The sequence below is a fragment of the Hydrogenophaga sp. GW823-FHT04C09 genome (genome assembly GCF_058796355.1).
Genome location: NZ_JBXAIO010000001.1, coordinates 621788 through 638574, shown reverse-complemented (window position 1 = coordinate 638574; position 16787 = coordinate 621788). Strand labels below are relative to the sequence as shown.

General features: G+C 67.7%; 16 protein-coding genes and 1 tRNA gene. 8 read left to right on the top strand and 9 right to left on the bottom strand.

Annotation, left to right across the window (positions count from 1 at the left end):
- The 6 genes from AC1Q9M_RS02930 to AC1Q9M_RS02905 form a co-directional block, all read right to left on the bottom strand.
- Positions 1 to 849 carry a M90 family metallopeptidase gene (locus AC1Q9M_RS02930; RefSeq protein ID WP_382324107.1) on the bottom strand — a complete coding sequence of 283 codons (849 nt, stop codon included), beginning with the start codon at positions 847 to 849 and terminating at the stop codon, positions 1 to 3.
- Between the two features lie 22 nt (positions 850 to 871).
- Complete coding sequence (locus tag AC1Q9M_RS02925; RefSeq protein WP_444686292.1) at positions 872 to 1690, bottom strand: UDP-2,3-diacylglucosamine diphosphatase; 819 nt, start codon at positions 1688 to 1690, stop codon at positions 872 to 874.
- 30 nt (positions 1691 to 1720) lie between these two features.
- Positions 1721 to 2227, bottom strand: a complete 507-nt coding sequence (locus AC1Q9M_RS02920; protein ID WP_291112226.1) for a peptidylprolyl isomerase — start codon at positions 2225 to 2227, stop codon at positions 1721 to 1723.
- A 2-nt stretch (positions 2228 to 2229) separates the two neighbouring features.
- Positions 2230 to 2832: a peptidylprolyl isomerase gene (locus tag AC1Q9M_RS02915; RefSeq protein ID WP_291112228.1), complete on the bottom strand. Its 603-nt coding sequence runs from the start codon at positions 2830 to 2832 to the stop codon at positions 2230 to 2232.
- Positions 2832 to 4232: a L,D-transpeptidase family protein gene (locus AC1Q9M_RS02910; protein ID WP_492432331.1), complete on the bottom strand. Its 1401-nt coding sequence runs from the start codon at positions 4230 to 4232 to the stop codon at positions 2832 to 2834. Before AC1Q9M_RS02910 ends, AC1Q9M_RS02915 begins: the two co-directional genes overlap by 1 nt.
- An 83-nt stretch (positions 4233 to 4315) precedes the next feature.
- Positions 4316 to 5353, bottom strand: coding sequence for a tetratricopeptide repeat protein (locus AC1Q9M_RS02905; RefSeq protein ID WP_492432329.1), 1038 nt, complete (start codon positions 5351 to 5353; stop codon positions 4316 to 4318).
- Positions 5354 to 5693: 340 nt separating this feature from the next.
- Between AC1Q9M_RS02905 and cysS the strand changes: the two genes are divergently transcribed.
- The 8 genes from cysS (at position 5694) to AC1Q9M_RS02865 (ending at position 14085) form a co-directional block, all read left to right on the top strand.
- Positions 5694 to 7079, top strand: a complete 1386-nt coding sequence (cysS, locus tag AC1Q9M_RS02900; protein ID WP_492432327.1) for a cysteine--tRNA ligase — start codon at positions 5694 to 5696, stop codon at positions 7077 to 7079.
- A complete protein-coding gene (locus tag AC1Q9M_RS02895) occupies positions 7079 to 7729 on the top strand; it encodes a DNA-3-methyladenine glycosylase family protein (protein WP_382158841.1) in 651 nt (216 codons plus the stop codon). The genes cysS and AC1Q9M_RS02895 overlap by 1 nt, the downstream gene beginning before the upstream one ends.
- A 52-nt stretch (positions 7730 to 7781) precedes the next feature.
- The gene (locus AC1Q9M_RS02890; RefSeq protein ID WP_382324119.1) at positions 7782 to 8768 is read left to right on the top strand and encodes an acetyl-CoA carboxylase carboxyltransferase subunit alpha; all 987 of its coding nucleotides are present in this window, start codon (positions 7782 to 7784) and stop codon (positions 8766 to 8768) included.
- Positions 8769 to 8859: 91 nt separating this feature from the next.
- Positions 8860 to 9750, top strand: coding sequence for a tRNA lysidine(34) synthetase TilS (gene tilS, locus AC1Q9M_RS02885; protein WP_492432697.1), 891 nt, complete (start codon positions 8860 to 8862; stop codon positions 9748 to 9750).
- 92 nt (positions 9751 to 9842) lie between these two features.
- A complete protein-coding gene (locus AC1Q9M_RS02880) occupies positions 9843 to 11123 on the top strand; it encodes an aspartate kinase (protein ID WP_444686296.1) in 1281 nt (426 codons plus the stop codon).
- A gap of 53 nt (positions 11124 to 11176) precedes the next feature.
- Positions 11177 to 11269 (top strand) — tRNA-Ser (locus AC1Q9M_RS02875).
- A gap of 121 nt (positions 11270 to 11390) precedes the next feature.
- The gene (locus tag AC1Q9M_RS02870) at positions 11391 to 13142 is read left to right on the top strand and encodes a tetratricopeptide repeat protein (protein ID WP_492432324.1); all 1752 of its coding nucleotides are present in this window, start codon (positions 11391 to 11393) and stop codon (positions 13140 to 13142) included.
- 28 nt (positions 13143 to 13170) lie between these two features.
- Positions 13171 to 14085, top strand: a complete 915-nt coding sequence (locus AC1Q9M_RS02865; RefSeq protein ID WP_382158833.1) for a DMT family transporter — start codon at positions 13171 to 13173, stop codon at positions 14083 to 14085.
- 3 nt (positions 14086 to 14088) lie between these two features.
- Here AC1Q9M_RS02865 and AC1Q9M_RS02860 read toward each other — a convergent pair whose 3' ends face one another.
- Genes AC1Q9M_RS02860 through AC1Q9M_RS02850 form a run of 3 tightly spaced genes read right to left on the bottom strand, consistent with a single transcriptional unit; the run spans position 14089 to position 16666 of the window.
- Entirely contained in the window at positions 14089 to 14547 is a 459-nt protein-coding gene (locus AC1Q9M_RS02860) for an RNA-binding S4 domain-containing protein (RefSeq protein WP_444686298.1), read from the bottom strand.
- Positions 14544 to 15935, bottom strand: coding sequence for a sensor histidine kinase (locus AC1Q9M_RS02855; RefSeq protein ID WP_444687464.1), 1392 nt, complete (start codon positions 15933 to 15935; stop codon positions 14544 to 14546). Before AC1Q9M_RS02855 ends, AC1Q9M_RS02860 begins: the two co-directional genes overlap by 4 nt.
- A gap of 56 nt (positions 15936 to 15991) precedes the next feature.
- The gene (locus AC1Q9M_RS02850) at positions 15992 to 16666 is read right to left on the bottom strand and encodes a response regulator transcription factor (protein ID WP_382158829.1); all 675 of its coding nucleotides are present in this window, start codon (positions 16664 to 16666) and stop codon (positions 15992 to 15994) included.
- Between the last annotated feature and the right edge of the window lie 121 nt (positions 16667 to 16787).

Here is a 16787-nt window from a genome sequence, read left to right as displayed (position 1 = left end):
TCAACGCCCCGGGCGGAAGAAGCCGTCGTACAGCGGCATCAGCTCGGGGAACTCGGTCTCGAAACGTGGCCGGTTGACGAAGTAGGCCTCGCAGGTCACGGCGAAGAACTCGGCCGCGTCCTTCGCGGCGTAGTCGTCCAGCCAGGGCGGCTCGCCGCCGAAGCGCTCGGCCATGGCCACCGCTTCGCGAAAACGCTCGAAGCTGTCCTGCATGGTGCGTTGCCAGATCGCGCGCGCCTCGCTGCGCTGGCGCGCACCCAGGAAGCCCGAGGGGAGGGGCGGGGCCCCGTCGGGCGCTTCGCCCATCTGCATGTCGTGCATGTCCATCTTGTGCACGAACTCGTGGATCACCACGTTGTGTCCGTGTTGCGCGCGCTCGCCAGCGTGGGCGACGTCCTCCCAGCTGAGCATGAGGGGGCCCCGGTCCATGGCTTCACCGGCCAGGACCTCGTCGTAATGGTGCACCACGCCCGCGCCGTCGGTGGTCTTGCGCCGCGCCACCACGGCGCCGGGTTGCACGACGATGCCGACGAAGTCGCCGTACCAGTCCAACAGCTTGAGCGGGTCGCGCACCGGTTCGCCTGACACGCCATGCATGTGGAGCAGCGGCAGGCAGGCCTGCGCCGCGATGGCCAGCGCCATGGCGTCCGTCACGGCCAGGCCGTTGGCGCCGTGGAACTCCTTCTCCATCAGGAAGTGCGTGCAGAGCAGGCGAAGGCGCTGCAGCTCGGGCCCATCGAGTGCCGCCAGAAAGGGGTGGTGCGCCACGGTCTGGCGCCAAAGGGCATCCGGGATGGAGGTGGGGCGGCGCAGCGCGCGGGGCAGCCAGCGTTGGAGCAGGTGGATCATGGAGGAGGAAGGCGGCGGTGGCTCAGGGTCGCAAGGGCCGGCGGTGCAGGCCCTTCGCGTCCAGCCGCAACACCTCGGCGCGGGCCGGCTGCGCGCTCAGCTCCCAGTCGCTGAGCACGACGCGTTGAAGGCCGTCACCCAGGTCGTGGGTCGCGGGCCGGTGCGTGTGGCCATGGATCAGCGTGTGGGCCTCGGCGTGCCGCAGCCAGGCCTTGGCGGCCTGGGTGTCCACGTCGGCCCAGAGGCTGGGGTCGTTGCCGGTGCTGCGCTTGCGCGCCTCGCTCTGGGCGCGCAGCTCGCGCGCGATCGCTTCGCGTTGGGCCAGGGGTTGTGCCAGAAAGCGGTGTTGCCAGGCGGGCTCGCGCACCTCGGCACGAAAGCGCATGTAGTCGGTGTCGGCCAGGCACAGGGCGTCGCCATGGCTGAGCAGCCAGCGCTGGTCCAGAAAGACCAGCACGGTGGGATCGCTCAGGCCTTGCATGCCGCAGGCGTCGAGTCCGGCCGGTCCCAGGAGGAAGTCGCGGTTGCCGCGCATGAAGTAGACCGGTGCGTGCGCGCTGTAGGCCTGCAAGGCCTCGGCACAGGCGCGCCAGAACGCGTGATCGGCCGACGGGGATGTGTGGGTGGAGAGCACGTCGTCGCCGACCCACACCTCGAACAGATCGCCCAGGATGAACAGCGCGTCGGCGCGCTCGTGCGCGGGGCGGCGCAGGTAGGCGGCCCACGCCTCGAAGGTCTCGGGCTCACCGGCCTGCAGATGCAGGTCTGAAATGACATCGACCGCTTGCCAGTTCGCGGGAGCGATGCATTCGGCGAAGCGGTCGACGGGTTGGGCGGTCATGCGGAGCAGGGGCGTTGCCGCCCCTGGCGATCAGAGCGCGACGGCCTTTTCGATCACGACGTCGTCCTTGGGCACGTCGTCGTGGAAGCCCTTGCGGCCGGTGGGCGTGCCCTCGATCTTCTTCACGATCTCGCTGCCCGAGACCACCTTGCCGAAGACGGCGTAGCCCCAGCCCTGTGCGCTGGGCGCGGTGTGGTTCAGGAAGCCGTTGTTCGACACGTTGATGAAGAACTGCGCGGTGGCCGAGTGCGGGTCGCTGGTGCGCGCCATGGCCACGGTGTAGGTGTCGTTCTTCAGGCCGTTGTTGGCCTCGTTGGAAATGGGGGCGTCGGTGGGCTTCTGGGTCATGCCGGGTTCGAAGCCGCCGCCTTGCACCATGAAGCCGGGGATGACGCGGTGGAACACGGTGTTGTTGTAGTGGCCCTTGTTCACATAGGCCAGGAAGTTGCTGGTGGACAGCGGTGCTTTTTCAGCGTCGAGTTCCAGCGTGACGACGCCGTATCCGGCAATGTGCAGTTCGACTTGGGGGTTGGCCATGGTCATTTCTCCAGGGTGGCTTTGAGGATGGTGATGGGGGTTTTGGGCACGTTCTGGTGCATGCCCTGGTCGCCGACGGGCACGGCGCGGATCTTGTCCACGACATCCAGCCCCGCCACGACCTTGCCGAAGACGGTGTAACCGTAGCCGTCGGGGCTGGGGGCGTTCAGGTTCGGGTTGTTCACGGTGTTGATGAAGAACTGCGACGTGGCCGAATTGGGGTTGGAGGTGCGTGCCATCGCGATGGCACCGCGGTCGTTCTTCAGGCCGTTGGTGGCTTCCAGCGGAATCGGCGCCTTGGTGGGCTTTTGCTGCAGGTCGGGCGTGAAACCGCCGCCCTGGATCATGAAGTTGCTCATCACGCGGTGGAACACCGTGCCGTCGTAGTGCTGGTCGCGCACGTACTGCAGGAAGTTCTCCACCGTTTTCGGGGCCTTGTCGGGGTACAGCTCGACCACGATGTCGCCCTGGGATGTGGCCAGTTTCACGCGGGGCGCGGCGGTGGCCTGGGCCTGGGCGGCCAGAGGCAGCAGGGCGGCGCCGGCCGCCAGGGCCGTGAGCCAGAGGGCCGCGCGTCGGCGCAGGGGCAAAGAGGACAGTGTCATCAGATCGTTCCTTCAAAAAAGATGGTCCAGCGGTCTTGCTCGCGCACCCAGTACTGGCGCTTGGTCACTCCCCGGCTCTGGCCTGCGGCGACTTCACCGAAGGTGACGACCATGGTGTCGTCCTGGTCGCGCCAGCGCAGCACCGACAGGTCTTTCATCTGCAGCTCGCGCGAGCCATTGGCCCGCAGCTCGCTTTCGACGCGGGGCCACCATTGGGCCAGATCGCGGCCCTGGTTCATGAACCGGTTGGAATAAAACGTTTTGAGTTCGGCGAGGTGGCCCGCACTGCGGGTCTGCCGCCAGGCTTCCAGCACGGCTTCGAACTGCGTCCGCTCGCTGGCCAGGGTTTCGGGCTGCACCCATTGCAGCGAGGGCGCGATCACCACCGGCGTGGTGCGGATCTGCACCGTGCCCAGCAGGCGCTGCAGGTCGGGGTTGGACAGCACCACACAGCCGTCGGACGCTTGCGGCGCGCGCACGAACTGCTCGGTGGGCGTGCCGTGCAGCCAGATGCCGCTGCCGGTCTTGCCGCGCTGCACATCGAGCGCATTGGGGTAGTTGATCGGCAGGGCACCCACGCCATACAGGTCGGGCAGGTCCGCCGGGTTGAGGGTGCTGGTGATGTAGTAGACGCCCAGGGGGGTGCGCTTGTCGCCCTCCGCGGTCTTCTCGATGCCCGAGAGGCCGACCGAGATGTAGAAATCGCCCAGCAGCTTCAGGCGCGGCGCGCGATCGGCTTCGCTGGCGCTGCCACGGGCCGGGTTCAGGTTTTCGAACAGGTAGAGGCGGGAGCGCGAGGCATCGATCGCGATCGCGTGGCGGCTCTGGGGGGCGAGGGTGAGGAACTGCGTTGGCACGGCCCCTTCGGGCGGGCGCTCGGTCAGCGCCAGCAGCCGGCGGCGCGACTCCTCGCGCAGGGCGCTGAGCTGTGCCGACGCGGCCAAGGCCTGCGTGTCGGGCACGTCACCGAGCCGGCGCACCGGGCGGGTCTGCTGGCTGAGCAGATCGCCGTGCACAAGGTGGGCCAGCTGGAAATTGGGGTGGTCGCGCACCAGGCTCTCGGCCTGTTTCAGGGCCTCGCGGTGTTGCGCGTTCCCGATGAGCTGGTAGATCTCGATCAGACGGGCCTCGGCCCGGCCCATCATGGGTTTGACGTGCTGGAGCTGTTCGCCTGTGAGGCTCACGGGCCTCAGACCCGAGGAGGGCGGACTGGCCGTTCTCTGAACGGCATCCTGCACGCGGGTGAGGGCGCTGTTGATCAGTGAGACGGCAGGGGCCTCGCTGACCGGCTCGGCGACGGTGTTGGCGTCGGCCGTCTGGCGCTTGTGCAGCGACAGAGCGAGCAGGGCGGCCACCGCCACGGCCGTGGCGACCACGAGCGTGCGATGTCTCGGTGTCACGCGTTGAGCGTTGTTCGGCCCCGGCCCCAGCAGCTCGGTCGTGAGGCTGGCATGGCCCCGTTGCGCGAACCGCCGACTGACCATCAAGAGCCCGTGGATTCCCGAACGATCAGCCAGCGGTTGCCGCTTTTGACCAGATCCAGCGTCTTGCGGCTGGTGACGTTCAGGTTGTCGGAGGTGTAGTCCTGGCGAAAGCGCGCCGAAGCGCGGTCGCCGTTGACCGTGACGTTGAGGTCGTTGATGCCGACGCCGATGCGCGAGCGGGGTTCGATGCGCGAGCGGCGCTCGGCCTCCCAGGCGGCGCGCGACTGGCCGCCCGGTGGCGTGAACGCCGGGCCGTAGGCACCCAGGTAGGCGGACACGTTCTTCGAGGACCAAGCCTTGGCCCAGGCTGCCACAGCCGCTTCCACGTCAACCTGGGCATCGGCGGCGGCCGGGGCGGGCGCTGCCGGAGCGGCGGGCGCCGCAGGGGCCGCAGGGGCCGGCGCAGCCGCGACAGGAGGCTTCGCGGCGGGAGGTGTGGCCACCGGAGCCGATGGAGCCGATGGAGCCGGTGCGGCCGTCGGGGGCGCGGCGGCGACGGAGGTGGCCGGGCGGGCACCGCGCGGATCGGCCGCGAACAGGTTGCGGATCAGGCTCAGCTTGGGTGCGACAGCGGGGTTGTTCGAATCGAGTTGCAGCGCCTTGCTGTAGGCCTGGCTGGCCAGCTTGGCGTAGACGTCGCCCAGGTTTTCGTGGGCGGTGGCGTAGCTCGGGTTGGTGCGGATCGCCATTTCGAGCGCGGCGCGGGCCTTGTCGAACTGGCTCTGGCCGGCGTACAGCACCGCCAGGTTGTTGTAGGGCTCGGGCAGCTCCGGGTAGTCTTCCGTGAGCTTGGCGAAGGTGGCAATTGCGTCGGTCGACTTGCCGCTCTCGGTCTGGATCACACCCTTGAGGAAACGCATCTGCGGATCGCGTGGCTTGCCCACCAGGTATTGGTCCACCTTGACCAGGGCTTCGTTGAGCTGGCCGGCGCGCACCAGCCGGTTGACCTCGGCATAGTCGTCGCCTTGCGCCCAGGCCAGCGAGGTGCCGAGGCTGGCGGCGGTCAGGGCCACGAGGGCCAGTTGGCGCAGTCGCATGGAAAAACCGTTTCTGGTGATGATGGGGGAGGATGGGCCGCTGCAGTGGGGGTGTGATGGAACGTGGCGAGACATGGCACCTCGAAAACAAACCTGGGCTCCCTCTCATGAAGGGGCCAGTGACACGTTGATCGAATGCCCGGCGGCGTGCTGTGGAGTGTCACCGGGCTGGATATACTGACACCGATGGATTGTATCTGAGGGGTCCCTTTCGACGGTTGCGCCAGACCGCATGGAACGCCGACGGGCCCGCTCTTCGGATGGTGCCACGCACGGCCTGTGGAAGCCCCGTTTTTCACCCTCCGGCTGCCCTCCGGAATCCCGTTCCCGTTCCCGTTCCATGACCCTGAAAATCTACAACACCTTGTCGCGCCGACTGGAGGACTTCCAGCCCATTGAGCCTGGGCATGTGCGCATGTACGTCTGCGGCATGACGATCTACGACCTGTGCCACATCGGCCACGCCCGCATGATGATGGCCTTCGATGTGGTGCAGCGCTGGCTCAAGGTCAGCGGCCTGCGCGTCACCTACGTGCGCAACATCACCGACATCGACGACAAGATCATCAAGCGCGCGCTCGAGCGCGGCATCACGCTGCGCGCGTTGACCGACGAGATGACCGCCGCCATGCACCAGGACATCGGCGCACTGGGCATTGAACCGCCCAGCCTCGAACCCCGGGCCACCGAGTACGTGCCGCAGATGCTGTCGCTGATCAACACCTTGCAACGCAAGGGCCTGGCGTACCAGGCCGACAACGGTGATGTGAACTACGCGGTGCGCAAGTTCCTTGGCTACGGCAAGCTCTCCGGCAAATCGCTCGACGACCTGCGCGCGGGCGAGCGCGTGGCGGTGGACAGCGACAAGAACGACCCGCTGGACTTCGTGCTCTGGAAATCGGCCAAACCCGACGAACCAGCCGAAGCCAAGTGGGACAGCGCCTATGGCGCGGGCCGGCCGGGCTGGCACATCGAGTGCTCGGCCATGAGCTGCAGCACCCTGGGCGAGACCTTCGACATCCACGGCGGTGGTGCCGACCTGCAGTTCCCGCACCACGAGAACGAGATCGCGCAGAGCGAAGGCGCCACCGGCAAACCGCTGGCGCGCTTCTGGGTGCACAACGGCTTCGTGCGGGTCGACAACGAGAAGATGTCCAAGAGCCTGGGCAACTTCTTCACCATCCGCGAGGTGCTGGCGAAGTACGACCCCGAGACCGTGCGCTTCTTCATCCTGCGGGCGCACTACCGCAGCGCGTTGAACTACAGCGATGCCCACCTGGACGACGCCCGGGGTGCGCTCAAGCGCCTGTACACCGCGCTGTCGCACGTGCCGCCGGCGGCTTCGACGCAGATCGACTGGTCCCAACCGCACGCTCAGCGCTTCCGCGCGGCCATGGACGAGGACTTCGGCACGCCCGAGGCCGTTGCCGTGTTGTTCGAACTGGCGGGTGAAGTCAACCGGAGCAAGGACGCGGCATTGGCCGGGCTGCTGCGCGCCCTGGGCGCCACGCTGGGCCTGCTGCAGGCCGACCCGGCCACCTACCTGCAGGGCGGTGGGGCCGAAGGCGGGCTGGACGAGGCGGCCATTCTGGACCTGATCGCCCAACGCAGCGCGGCCAAGCAGGCCAAGGATTTCGCTAGGGCCGATCGCATCCGGCAGCAGCTGCTGGACCAGGGCATCGTGCTCAAGGACAGCCCCACGGGCACCACCTGGGAGCGCAACTGATGGCTACCACCGTCCTGCCCGAGCTCAACACGGAGGCGCCCGGCTATTGGGTGGATGCCTGTCGCCATCTCATGAAGCGCGACCGCGTGATGAAGAAGCTGATCCCCCAGCATGGGGGTGCCTGCCTGCAGTCGCGCGGGGATGCCTTCGTCACGCTGGCGCGCAGCATCGTCGGCCAGCAGATCTCGGTGAAGGCGGCCCAGTCGGTCTGGGACCGTTTCGAGCAATTGCCCCGGAAGATGGTGCCCGCCCAGGTGCTCAAGCTGAAGGTGGACGACATGCGCGCGGCCGGCCTGTCGGCCCGCAAGGTCGAGTACCTGGTGGACCTAGCCCTGCACTTCGCCAACGACCAAGTCCACGTGAGCCAATGGGCCGACATGGACGACGAGGCCATCATTGCCGAGCTGGTGGCCATTCGAGGCATTGGCCGATGGACGGCCGAGATGTTCCTGATCTTCCACCTGATGCGGCCCAACGTACTACCCCTGGACGACCTTGGTTTGCAGAATGGCATCAGCCTGGCGTATTTTTCGGGTGAACCGGTCAGCCGCAGCGAGATCCGGGAGGTAGCGAACTCCTGGGCACCGTTCTGCAGCGTGGCAACTTGGTATATTTGGCGGTCGCTCGATCCGCTGCCGGTCAGTTACTGAGCGCACCGGCTTCGCCGGGACGTCGTGGCAAACAAGACCAAAGGAGCACACCTTGGCCAAAAAGAATTTTCTCGATTTCGAGCAACCGATTGCCGAGCTCGAAACCAAGATCGAAGAACTGCGTTATGTGCAGACCGAATCCGCGGTGGACATCTCCGAAGAGATTGAACAGCTGGCTGGCAAGAGCCTGCAGCTCACCAAGGACATCTACAGCAACCTCACGCCGTGGCAGATCACCAAGATCGCCCGCCACGCCGACCGCCCCTATACGCTGGACTACGTGCGCGAGATCTTCACGCATTTCCAGGAGTTGCATGGCGATCGGCACTTCTCGGACGACCTGAGCATCGTGGGCGGTCTGGCGCGCTTCAACGGCCAGCCCTGCATGGTGCTGGGCCACCAGAAGGGGCGCGACACGAAAGAGCGCGGCCTGCGCAACTTCGGCATGACCAAGCCCGAAGGCTATCGCAAGGCCCTGCGCCTCATGAAGCTGGCCGAGAAGTTCAAGCTGCCGGTCTTCACCTTCGTGGACACGCCCGGCGCCTACCCCGGCATCGATGCCGAAGAGCGCGGCCAGTCCGAAGCGATCGGCCGCAACATCTTCGAGATGGCGCAGCTGGAAGTGCCCATCATCTCCACCATCATTGGTGAAGGCGGCTCGGGCGGCGCGCTGGCCATTTCGGTGGCCGACCAGGTGCTCATGCTGCAGTACTCGGTGTACTCGGTCATCAGCCCCGAAGGTTGCGCCTCCATCCTCTGGAAGACCAGCGACCGCGCCAGCGATGCCGCCGATGCCCTGGGCATCACCGCGCACCGCCTCAAGGCGCTGGGCCTGGTGGACAAGATCGTCAACGAGCCCGTGGGTGGCGCGCACCGCGACCACAAGCAGATGGCCGCCTTCCTCAAGCGCGCCCTGGGCGACGCCTGGCGCCAGGTGACGGACCTCAAGGCCAAGGAGCTGCTCGATCGGCGCTACGCGCGCCTCAACAGCTACGGCCGCTTCACCGACACCAAGGCCGAGAGCAAGGACAAGCGCTGAGGTGAATGCCTCGCCAACCCCGGCCAACCCCTGCGATCGGGCGTTGGCCGCGTGGTGCGAGCGCTGGGGCTTCCTGCAGCCAGCCGGGCCCATGGCGGTGGCCTTCAGTGCCGGTGCCGATTCCACGGCCTTGTTGCTTGCGGCGCATCGGCGTTGGCCGGGCCAAGTGATCGCCTTGCATGTGAATCACGGTTTGCAGGCGGCGGCCGACTCCTTTCAGAACCACGCCCAGGCGTTCTGCGCTCTGCACGGCATCGTCTTGCGCGCCGAGCGTGTGCGGGCTGCGCATGCGCCGGGCGATAGCCCGGAAGACGCCGCCCGCCAAGCCCGTTACACCGCCCTGGCGCGCATGGCCGAAGAGGCCGGTGCGGCCTGTGTGCTGCTGGGCCAGCACGCGGACGACCAGGCCGAAACCGTCCTGCTCGCGCTCAGCCGCGGTGCGGGCCTGCCGGGGCTGGCTGCCATGGGCGAGCGCTTCGAACGCCATGGTCAGGTGTTTGGCCGGCCCTTGCTCGACGTGCCGTCCACCGCCTTGCGCGCCTGGCTGGCGTCCACTGGTCACGCCTTTGTGGACGATCCCAGCAACGCCGACCAGCGCTTCACGCGCAACCGCATCCGTGCGCTGCTGATGCCTGCGTGGGAGGCCTGTTTTCCCGGCTTTCGGCCCATGCTTGCGCGCAGCGCGGCCCACGCCGCCCAGGGGCAGCGGCTGCTCGACGACCTGGCCCGCATCGATCTCGCGCAGGTGGGCACGCCTCCCGCGATCGCGAGCCTGCAGTCGCTGTCGCGCGATCGCCAGGCCAACGTGCTTCGCCACTGGTTGCGCGCCGAAGCGAACGTGGCGGCCAGCGCGGCCCAGCTGGACGAACTGCTCGATCAGATCGCGGCCTGCACCACGCGCGGCCACCGCATCCGCCTCAAGGTGGCCAGCGGCTCGGTCACTCGCGAGGGTGGGGATCTGCGTTTCGTGGCGCCGATATAATTCCCGGTTGCCCTGAACGGCCCTTTGGGGCCTGGCATGCCGCGTGGAACACCGGTTGCGCGGCCGCAATCAACCCAATCCAATCCCTCCCGATGGCCTTGATAGTTCACAAGTACGGCGGCACCTCCATGGGGTCGACCGAGCGCATCCGCAATGTGGCCCGACGCGTCGCCAAATGGCACCGTGCCGGCCACCAGCTCGTCGTGGTGCCCAGCGCCATGAGCGGTGAAACCAACCGCCTGCTCGGTCTGGCCAAGGAGCTGGCCCCGGGCAAGACCGACAGCGCCTACAACCGCGAACTCGACATGCTCGCCGCCACCGGCGAGCAGGCCTCGTCGGCCCTGCTGGCGATCGCGCTGCAGGCCGAGGGCGTTGGCTCGGTGAGCTACGCCGGCTGGCAGGTGCCGATCAAGACCAACAGCTCCTTCACCAAGGCGCGCATCGAGTCGATCGACGACGCGCGCATCCGCGCCGACCTGGCCGCCAGCAAGGTGGTCATCGTCACCGGTTTCCAGGGCGTGGACCCCGAAGGCCACATCACCACGCTGGGCCGTGGCGGCAGCGATACCTCTGCCGTGGCCGTGGCCGCAGCGCTCAAGGCGGCCGAGTGCCTGATCTACACCGATGTGGACGGCGTGTACACGACCGACCCGCGCGTGGTGCCCGAAGCACGTCGCCTCCAGCGCGTGAGCTTCGAGGAAATGCTGGAGATGGCCAGCATGGGCAGCAAGGTGCTGCAGATCCGTTCGGTGGAATTCGCCGGCAAGTACAAGGTGCCCTTGCGCGTGCTCTCCAGCTTCACGCCCTGGGACATCGACCTGAATGAAGAAGCCGCCTCCGGCACCCTGATCACTTTTGAGGAAGACGAAGACATGGAACAAGCCGTCGTTTCCGGCATTGCCTTCAACCGCGACGAAGCCAAGATTTCGGTGCTCGGCGTGCCCGACACCCCCGGCATCGCCTACCAGATCCTGGGTGCGGTGGCCGATGCCAACATCGAGGTCGATGTGATCATCCAGAACCTGAGCAAGGACGGCAAGACCGACTTCAGCTTCACGGTGCACCGCAACGAATTCCAGAAGACGCTGGACCTGCTCAAGACCAAGGTCGTGCCCGCGCTGGGTGCGGCCGAGGTGGTGGGCGATGCACGCATCTGCAAGGTGAGCATCGTCGGCATCGGCATGCGCAGCCACGTCGGCGTGGCCAGCCGCATGTTCAAGTGCCTGAGCGTGGAGGGCATCAACATCCAGATGATCTCCACCTCCGAGATCAAGACCTCGGTGGTCATCGACGAGAAATACATGGAGCTGGCCGTGCGTTCGCTGCACCGCGAGTTCGATCTCGACCAGACCGCCGACACCATCACTGGTTGAACCCTCCACCAGAGGGAAATGCCTCCCGAGTTGAGGCATAATACGCAGCTTCCGGAGCGATGACCGAGTGGCCGAAGGTGCTCCCCTGCTAAGGGAGTATGGGGTGTAGAGCCTCATCGAGGGTTCGAATCCCTCTCGCTCCGCCAGTTATGCCAGGCGCCCCAGACGCGGGCTTCTGAACACCAAGCCCCACCGCCCATGGCCGTGGGGCTTTTTCACGTCCCGCCGCGTGGCGGCCGTGGCCGTTTTGATCGTCAAGGAGCCGCGATGAACGCTTCCCTCGCGCCCGCCCAGCAGATGCAGCTGGCGGTGCACTACCACTCGCAAGGCCTGCTGGACGCGGCCCGTTCGCTGTACGAAGGCGTGCTCAAGCAGTTCCCGACCGAATTCGCGGTGCTGTACCACCTGGGCCTGCTGGAGTCGCAGGCCGGCCATCCTGAACGCGCAGCGGGCTATTTCGGCCGTGCCGTGCAGTCCTCGCCGCAGAATGCCGATGCGCTGAACAACCTGGCGTTCACGCTGCAGCAGCTGGGCCGTGACACCGAGGCGCTGGCCACGTATGAGCAGGCGCGGGCGCTGCTGCCCGACGATGCGGACATCGCGATCAACCTCGGTCTGTTGCACAAGAAGCTGCAGCAGTTGCCCGAGGCCCTGGCCTGCTTCGAACGGGCCTTGCAGGCCCATCCGGCGCACACCGCGCTGCTGTGCAACCAGGGCAATGTGTTGCAACGCCTGGGGCGCCAGCCGGAGGCGCTGAGCAGCTACGAGCGGGCGCTGGCGGTCGAGTCCGACAACCCCGTGGTGCTGTGCAACCTCAGCAACGCGCTCAACGAACTGGCCCGGTACGACGAGGCCCTGGCCCGCGCCGAGCGCGCCACCGAGGCGCACCCGAAACACGCCCAGGCCTGGGTGGAGCGCGGCAATGCGCTCAAGCAACTGGGCCGCATCCCCGAGGCCGTGGCCAGTTGCGAGAAGGCCATCGCGCTGGATCCGGCCATGGTCCAGGCGCACACCAACCTGGCGGCCACGGTGCTCAGCGACAGCGTGGACACGCCCCGTGTCATCGCCGCCGGCCGCAGGAGCCTCGAGGTGTTCCTGCAGAGCGTGTACCGCGCGCCGGCCTTGCGGCACGCGGGTCTGGCGCTCAGTGCCTTCCGCCTCAAACACGATGTGCAGCAGGCGCAGTGGCTGCAGGCGCACGGCCACGCCGTGCCCGGCCTGGCGCCGTTTCTCAAGACCGGCAGCGCGCTGCTGCAACAGGCGAAAGATTGGCCGCCCGGCGGCACGCTGCGCGCCTCGGCCAAGGAGCTGTCGAGCCTGCAGGAATTTCTGGCCACGCCCTGGCTGCATGCCATGCCCGATGCCATGCCCGACGTGCTCAACCCGGAGAACGACTGGCTCGCGCTGGAAGAGGCCTACCTTGCGGGCACGCCCGAAATCCTGACCATCGACCACTTCCTGTCCGAGCCGGCGCTCAAGGCCTTTCAGGACTTTGCCCACGCCTCGCGCGTGTGGCACGGCGAGTACGCCAACAGCTACCTGGGGGCCTTCGCCAACCGGGGCTTCAACAGCCCGCTGCACCTGCAGCTCGCGCGCGAGCTCAAGCAGCGCATGCCGCGTGTGTTCAAGGACTACCTGCTGACCCAGCTCTGGGGTTTCAAGTACGAGCCGGCCGTGACGCGCGGCATCAACGTGCACGCCGACTTCGCCAAGGTCAACCTGAACTTCTGGATCGCACCGAGCGAACACAACCTCGATCCCGAGAGCGGCGGCCTCAAGGTCTACGACGTGCCGGCGCCGGCCGACTGGACCTTCGAGCAGTACAACGCAGACAGTGCCCGCATCTACGAGTTCCTGGCGCAACACAAGGCGGGTTGCGTGACGGTGCCGCACCGCTGCAACCGCGCGGTGCTGTTCAACTCGGCGCTGTTCCACGAGACCGACACCATTCGCTTCGTGGACCGCTACGAAGCCCGGCGGGTCAACATGACCTACCTGTTCGGCCAGCAGTTGCGATAGCAAGCAAGGCCTGACCGACAATCGAGGCATGACGTCCTCCGCCCATTCCCCTGCGGCCCTGAGCCGCGCCGCCTTCGCTACCCTGTTGCTCATCGCATTCATGATGGGCGCCAACCACGTCGCCGCGCGGCTCGCGTTCGACCACGGCGTGAGCGTGGCCACGGCCGTGGCCTTCCGCAGCAGCGTGACGGCGTTGGTGGTCGCGGCCATCCTGCTGGTCTACCGCGTGCCCATGCGCCTTCAGGCGCGGCATCGCAAGGCCTTGCCCGCGATCGGCCTGCTGGTGGGTGTGCAAAGCCTGTGCCTGTACGCCGCCGTGGCGCGCCTGCCCGTGGCGCTGGCGCTGCTCGCGTTCAACACCTACCCCTTGTGGACGGCGCTCTGGGCGCGCCTGGTCTACGGCCAGCGGCCGCAGCCGCGCGTGCTGAAGGCCATGCCGGTGATGCTCCTTGGTCTGGCGCTCGCGCTCGACGTGTTCGGCGCGGCATCGGGCCTGGGCGCTTCGGGCCATTGGGCACAGATCGGTGTGGGCGTGGCGTTCGCGCTGGCCGCGGCCGCCACCTTCGGCATGGCGCTGGTGTTGACGCAGCACGAAACCAGTGAACTCGATGGCCGGCTGCGCACGGCCACCACCATGGCCATCGTCGCCGTGATGGCGATGATCGCGGCCACCGCGCAGGGCGGCCTGTCCCTGCCCACCGCGCCCACGGGCTGGTGGGGCTTGCTGGGCCTGACCTTCCTCTACGGCACCGCTTTCACCATCATGTTCACCGTGCTGCCCAAGCTCGGGGTGGTGGGCAATTCGGCCATCATGAACATCGAACCCATCTTCGCGCTGGTGCTGGCCTGGGCGATCCTGGGGCAGTCCATCGCCGCCGTGCAGGTGGTGGGCGGCCTGGTGGTGGTGGCCACGGTGATGTGGCTGGGCCTGCGCAAGGCCTAGGCCTTATTCCCCGTCGTCGAGCGACGCGCTCCAGCGCTCGTTCCATTCCCCGCGCGGCGGCGCGTCGCGCAGGTCCTCGATCTGGCGCCGGTCGCGTTTGGTGGGGCGGCCCATCGGCAGGCTGTGGGCCGGCTCGGGCGCCAGGCGCCGCTGCTCGGCGGCCTGGCTGCGCTGCAGGAGCGAGGCCGCGGTTTCTTCGTAGAGCAGGGCGGCCACCGGCGCGGGGCCGCGAACGCCGCTCAGGCCCTTCACGACCACGGTGCGCGTGTCCGGCCCGATGCGCAGCTCCAGGGTGTCGCCCGGTTTCACGTCGCGCGAGGGTTTGACCGGCAGGCCGTTGAGCCGCACATGGCCTTTGTCGATGGCTTCGCTGCTCAGGCTTCGGGTCTTGTAGAAGCGCGCGGCCCAGAGCCATTTGTCCAGGCGGACCTTGTCGGTGGCGTCGTCGGTGTCGGGTTTCATGAGTGGCTGGCAGGTGTGGCCAGGGGCAGGCGCACGATCGCTTCCAGCCCGATGACCTGGCCCTGGTGGGTGCGGTTGTTGAGTTCGATGCGGCCGTCCAGGGACAGCACGATTTCCCGGCAGATCGCCAGGCCCAGGCCGGAGCCCGACACGCCGGGCGCATGCTGCTGGTCGGTGACGAAGGGCTGGAACAGGCGTTCGCGCAGCGCGGGCGAGATGCCCGGGCCCTCGTCGCGCACGGTGAGCGCCGCGGTTTGCAGGTCCACCACCAGCACCACCGACAGGCTGGAGCCCGCGGGTGTGTTCTTGATCGCGTTGTGCAGCAGGTTGCGGCTGAGTTCGCGCAAGGCCCATTCGTGTGCCTGCACCGGCGCGGCCTGGGTGTCGATCGAGAAGTCGATCGAACGCTCCGCAATCAGCGCCGAGAGGTCCAGCGCCACCGCGCGCACCACCTGGGACCAGTCGATCACCGGCGGCTTGCCATCCTGGCGCAACTGCTCCACCTTGGCCAGCGCCAGCATCTGGTTGGCCAGCTCCGTGGCGCGCTCGACCGTGTGGCCGATCTCCTCCAGCGCCTGCTGGGGCGGGACGTCGCCGCGCCGCGCCGACTGCACCTGGGTTTTGAGCACCGCCAGTGGCGTGCGCAACTGGTGCGAGGTGTCGCGAACGAAGCGCTTCTGGTGTTCCAGCAGGTGCGAGAGCCGTTGCATGTGCTGGTTGGTGGCGTCCAGCAGCGGCAGCAGCTCGCGCGGCGCGCCTTCGGTGGACAGCGGCGAGAGGTCGTTCTCGCTGCGCATGCCCAGCGCCTGGCTGAGCGCGCGCACCGGGCGCGTGGCGCGCTGCACCACGAAGACCACCACGAGCGCAATCACCACCACCAGCGCGGCCTGCCGCCACAGCGTGTCGAGCAGGATCTGCCGTGCCAGCGTCTCGCGCAGCTCCAGCGTTTCCGCCACCTGGATGGTGGCCATGCCCTGCTCGTACACACCGGACACTGGTTGCAGCAGCACCGCCATGCGCACCGGCACGCCGCGGTATTCGTCGTCGTAGAAGTTGACCAGGGCGGCGTAGAGGTTCTTCTGCGGGATGTCGCGGCGCCAGTCGGGCATGTCGCGAAAGCCCGAGACCATCTCGCCCTTGAGGCCGCTCACGCGGTAGAAGATGCGGCTGCGGTTGTCGGCCTCGAAGGCTTCGAGCGCCGAGTAGAGCAGGGTGGATTCGACCCGCACCTCGTCGCCCGCGCCCGTCACCCGCAGCTGTTCGCCGAGCGACTTCGCGGTGGCCAGCAGGGTGCGGTCGTAGGCGGTGTCGGCGGCGTCGAGGGCCTGCCGGTACAGCACGACGGTGTTGATGATCACGAACGCGAACACCGGCAGCAGGATGCCCATGAGCAGTGTGCGGCGCAGCGACACCGCGCGCGGGCGTGGGGTCTCGGTGGTGGGGTTCACGCCGTGGCCTTCAGCAGATAACCCAGGCCGCGCAGCGTGACCAGTTGCGCGCCGGTGTGGGCGATCTTCTTGCGCAGGCGGTAGGCCACCACCTCGATGGCCTCGGGCTGCACCTGGCTCTCGCCCGGGAACACCAGCTCGAACAGGCGCTCCTTGGCGATGGCGTGGCCCGGCTTGCCGAGCAGGGCTTGCAGCAGCGCCAGTTCGCGCGGGGCGAGTTCCATCGGCCGGCCATCGAAGTAGACCGCGCCGCTGTCCTTCTCCACGTGCATGCCGCACCACACGGGCCCGCGCGCGGCCTGGTCGGCGTTGCTGGAGCGCCGCACCAGGGCCCGCACGCGGGCTTCGAGTTCGTCGAGGTCGAAGGGCTTGGGCATGTAGTCGTCGGCGCCCGTGTTCAGGCCGAGGATGCGGTCGCCCACCGTGCCACGCGCGGTCAGCACGATCACCGGGGTGCTCAGGCCGGCGGCGCGCGCCTGGCTCAACACCTCCAGTCCGTCCACGCCCGGCAGGCTCAGGTCGAGCAGCACCGCGTCGGGCAGGCTGGCCTGCCACAGCGCCAGGGCACGGGCGCCGTCTTCGCAACCCAGCACCTGCATGCCGCGCCGCTCGAAGCTGCGCCGCAAGGTGGTCTGCATCGTGGCGTTGTCTTCGATCAGGAGCAGCTTCATGGCCTCCGATTATGGGCGTGGGGTGAACGCCCGCCGGTCCGCGTCCGCGCCCGGCCTAGGGTTTGTCCCGATCGGTTGGACAGCGAACTGACAGCCACCAAAACGAGCATGGCCTCTCCCA

Coding starts and splice junctions, on each gene's coding strand:
- AC1Q9M_RS02930 (WP_382324107.1), bottom strand. CDS start 849: ATGATCCACCTGCTCCAACGCTGGCTGCCCCGCGCGCTGCGCCGCCCC.
- AC1Q9M_RS02925 (WP_444686292.1), bottom strand. CDS start 1,690: ATGACCGCCCAACCCGTCGACCGCTTCGCCGAATGCATCGCTCCCGCG.
- AC1Q9M_RS02920 (WP_291112226.1), bottom strand. CDS start 2,227: ATGGCCAACCCCCAAGTCGAACTGCACATTGCCGGATACGGCGTCGTC.
- AC1Q9M_RS02915 (WP_291112228.1), bottom strand. CDS start 2,832: ATGACACTGTCCTCTTTGCCCCTGCGCCGACGCGCGGCCCTCTGGCTC.
- AC1Q9M_RS02905 (WP_492432329.1), bottom strand. CDS start 5,353: ATGCGACTGCGCCAACTGGCCCTCGTGGCCCTGACCGCCGCCAGCCTC.
- cysS (WP_492432327.1), top strand. CDS start 5,694: ATGACCCTGAAAATCTACAACACCTTGTCGCGCCGACTGGAGGACTTC.
- AC1Q9M_RS02895 (WP_382158841.1), top strand. CDS start 7,079: ATGGCTACCACCGTCCTGCCCGAGCTCAACACGGAGGCGCCCGGCTAT.
- tilS (WP_492432697.1), top strand. CDS start 8,860: ATGGCGGTGGCCTTCAGTGCCGGTGCCGATTCCACGGCCTTGTTGCTT.
- AC1Q9M_RS02880 (WP_444686296.1), top strand. CDS start 9,843: ATGGCCTTGATAGTTCACAAGTACGGCGGCACCTCCATGGGGTCGACC.
- AC1Q9M_RS02870 (WP_492432324.1), top strand. CDS start 11,391: ATGAACGCTTCCCTCGCGCCCGCCCAGCAGATGCAGCTGGCGGTGCAC.
- AC1Q9M_RS02865 (WP_382158833.1), top strand. CDS start 13,171: ATGACGTCCTCCGCCCATTCCCCTGCGGCCCTGAGCCGCGCCGCCTTC.
- AC1Q9M_RS02860 (WP_444686298.1), bottom strand. CDS start 14,547: ATGAAACCCGACACCGACGACGCCACCGACAAGGTCCGCCTGGACAAA.
- AC1Q9M_RS02855 (WP_444687464.1), bottom strand. CDS start 15,935: ATGGGCATCCTGCTGCCGGTGTTCGCGTTCGTGATCATCAACACCGTC.
- AC1Q9M_RS02850 (WP_382158829.1), bottom strand. CDS start 16,666: ATGAAGCTGCTCCTGATCGAAGACAACGCCACGATGCAGACCACCTTG.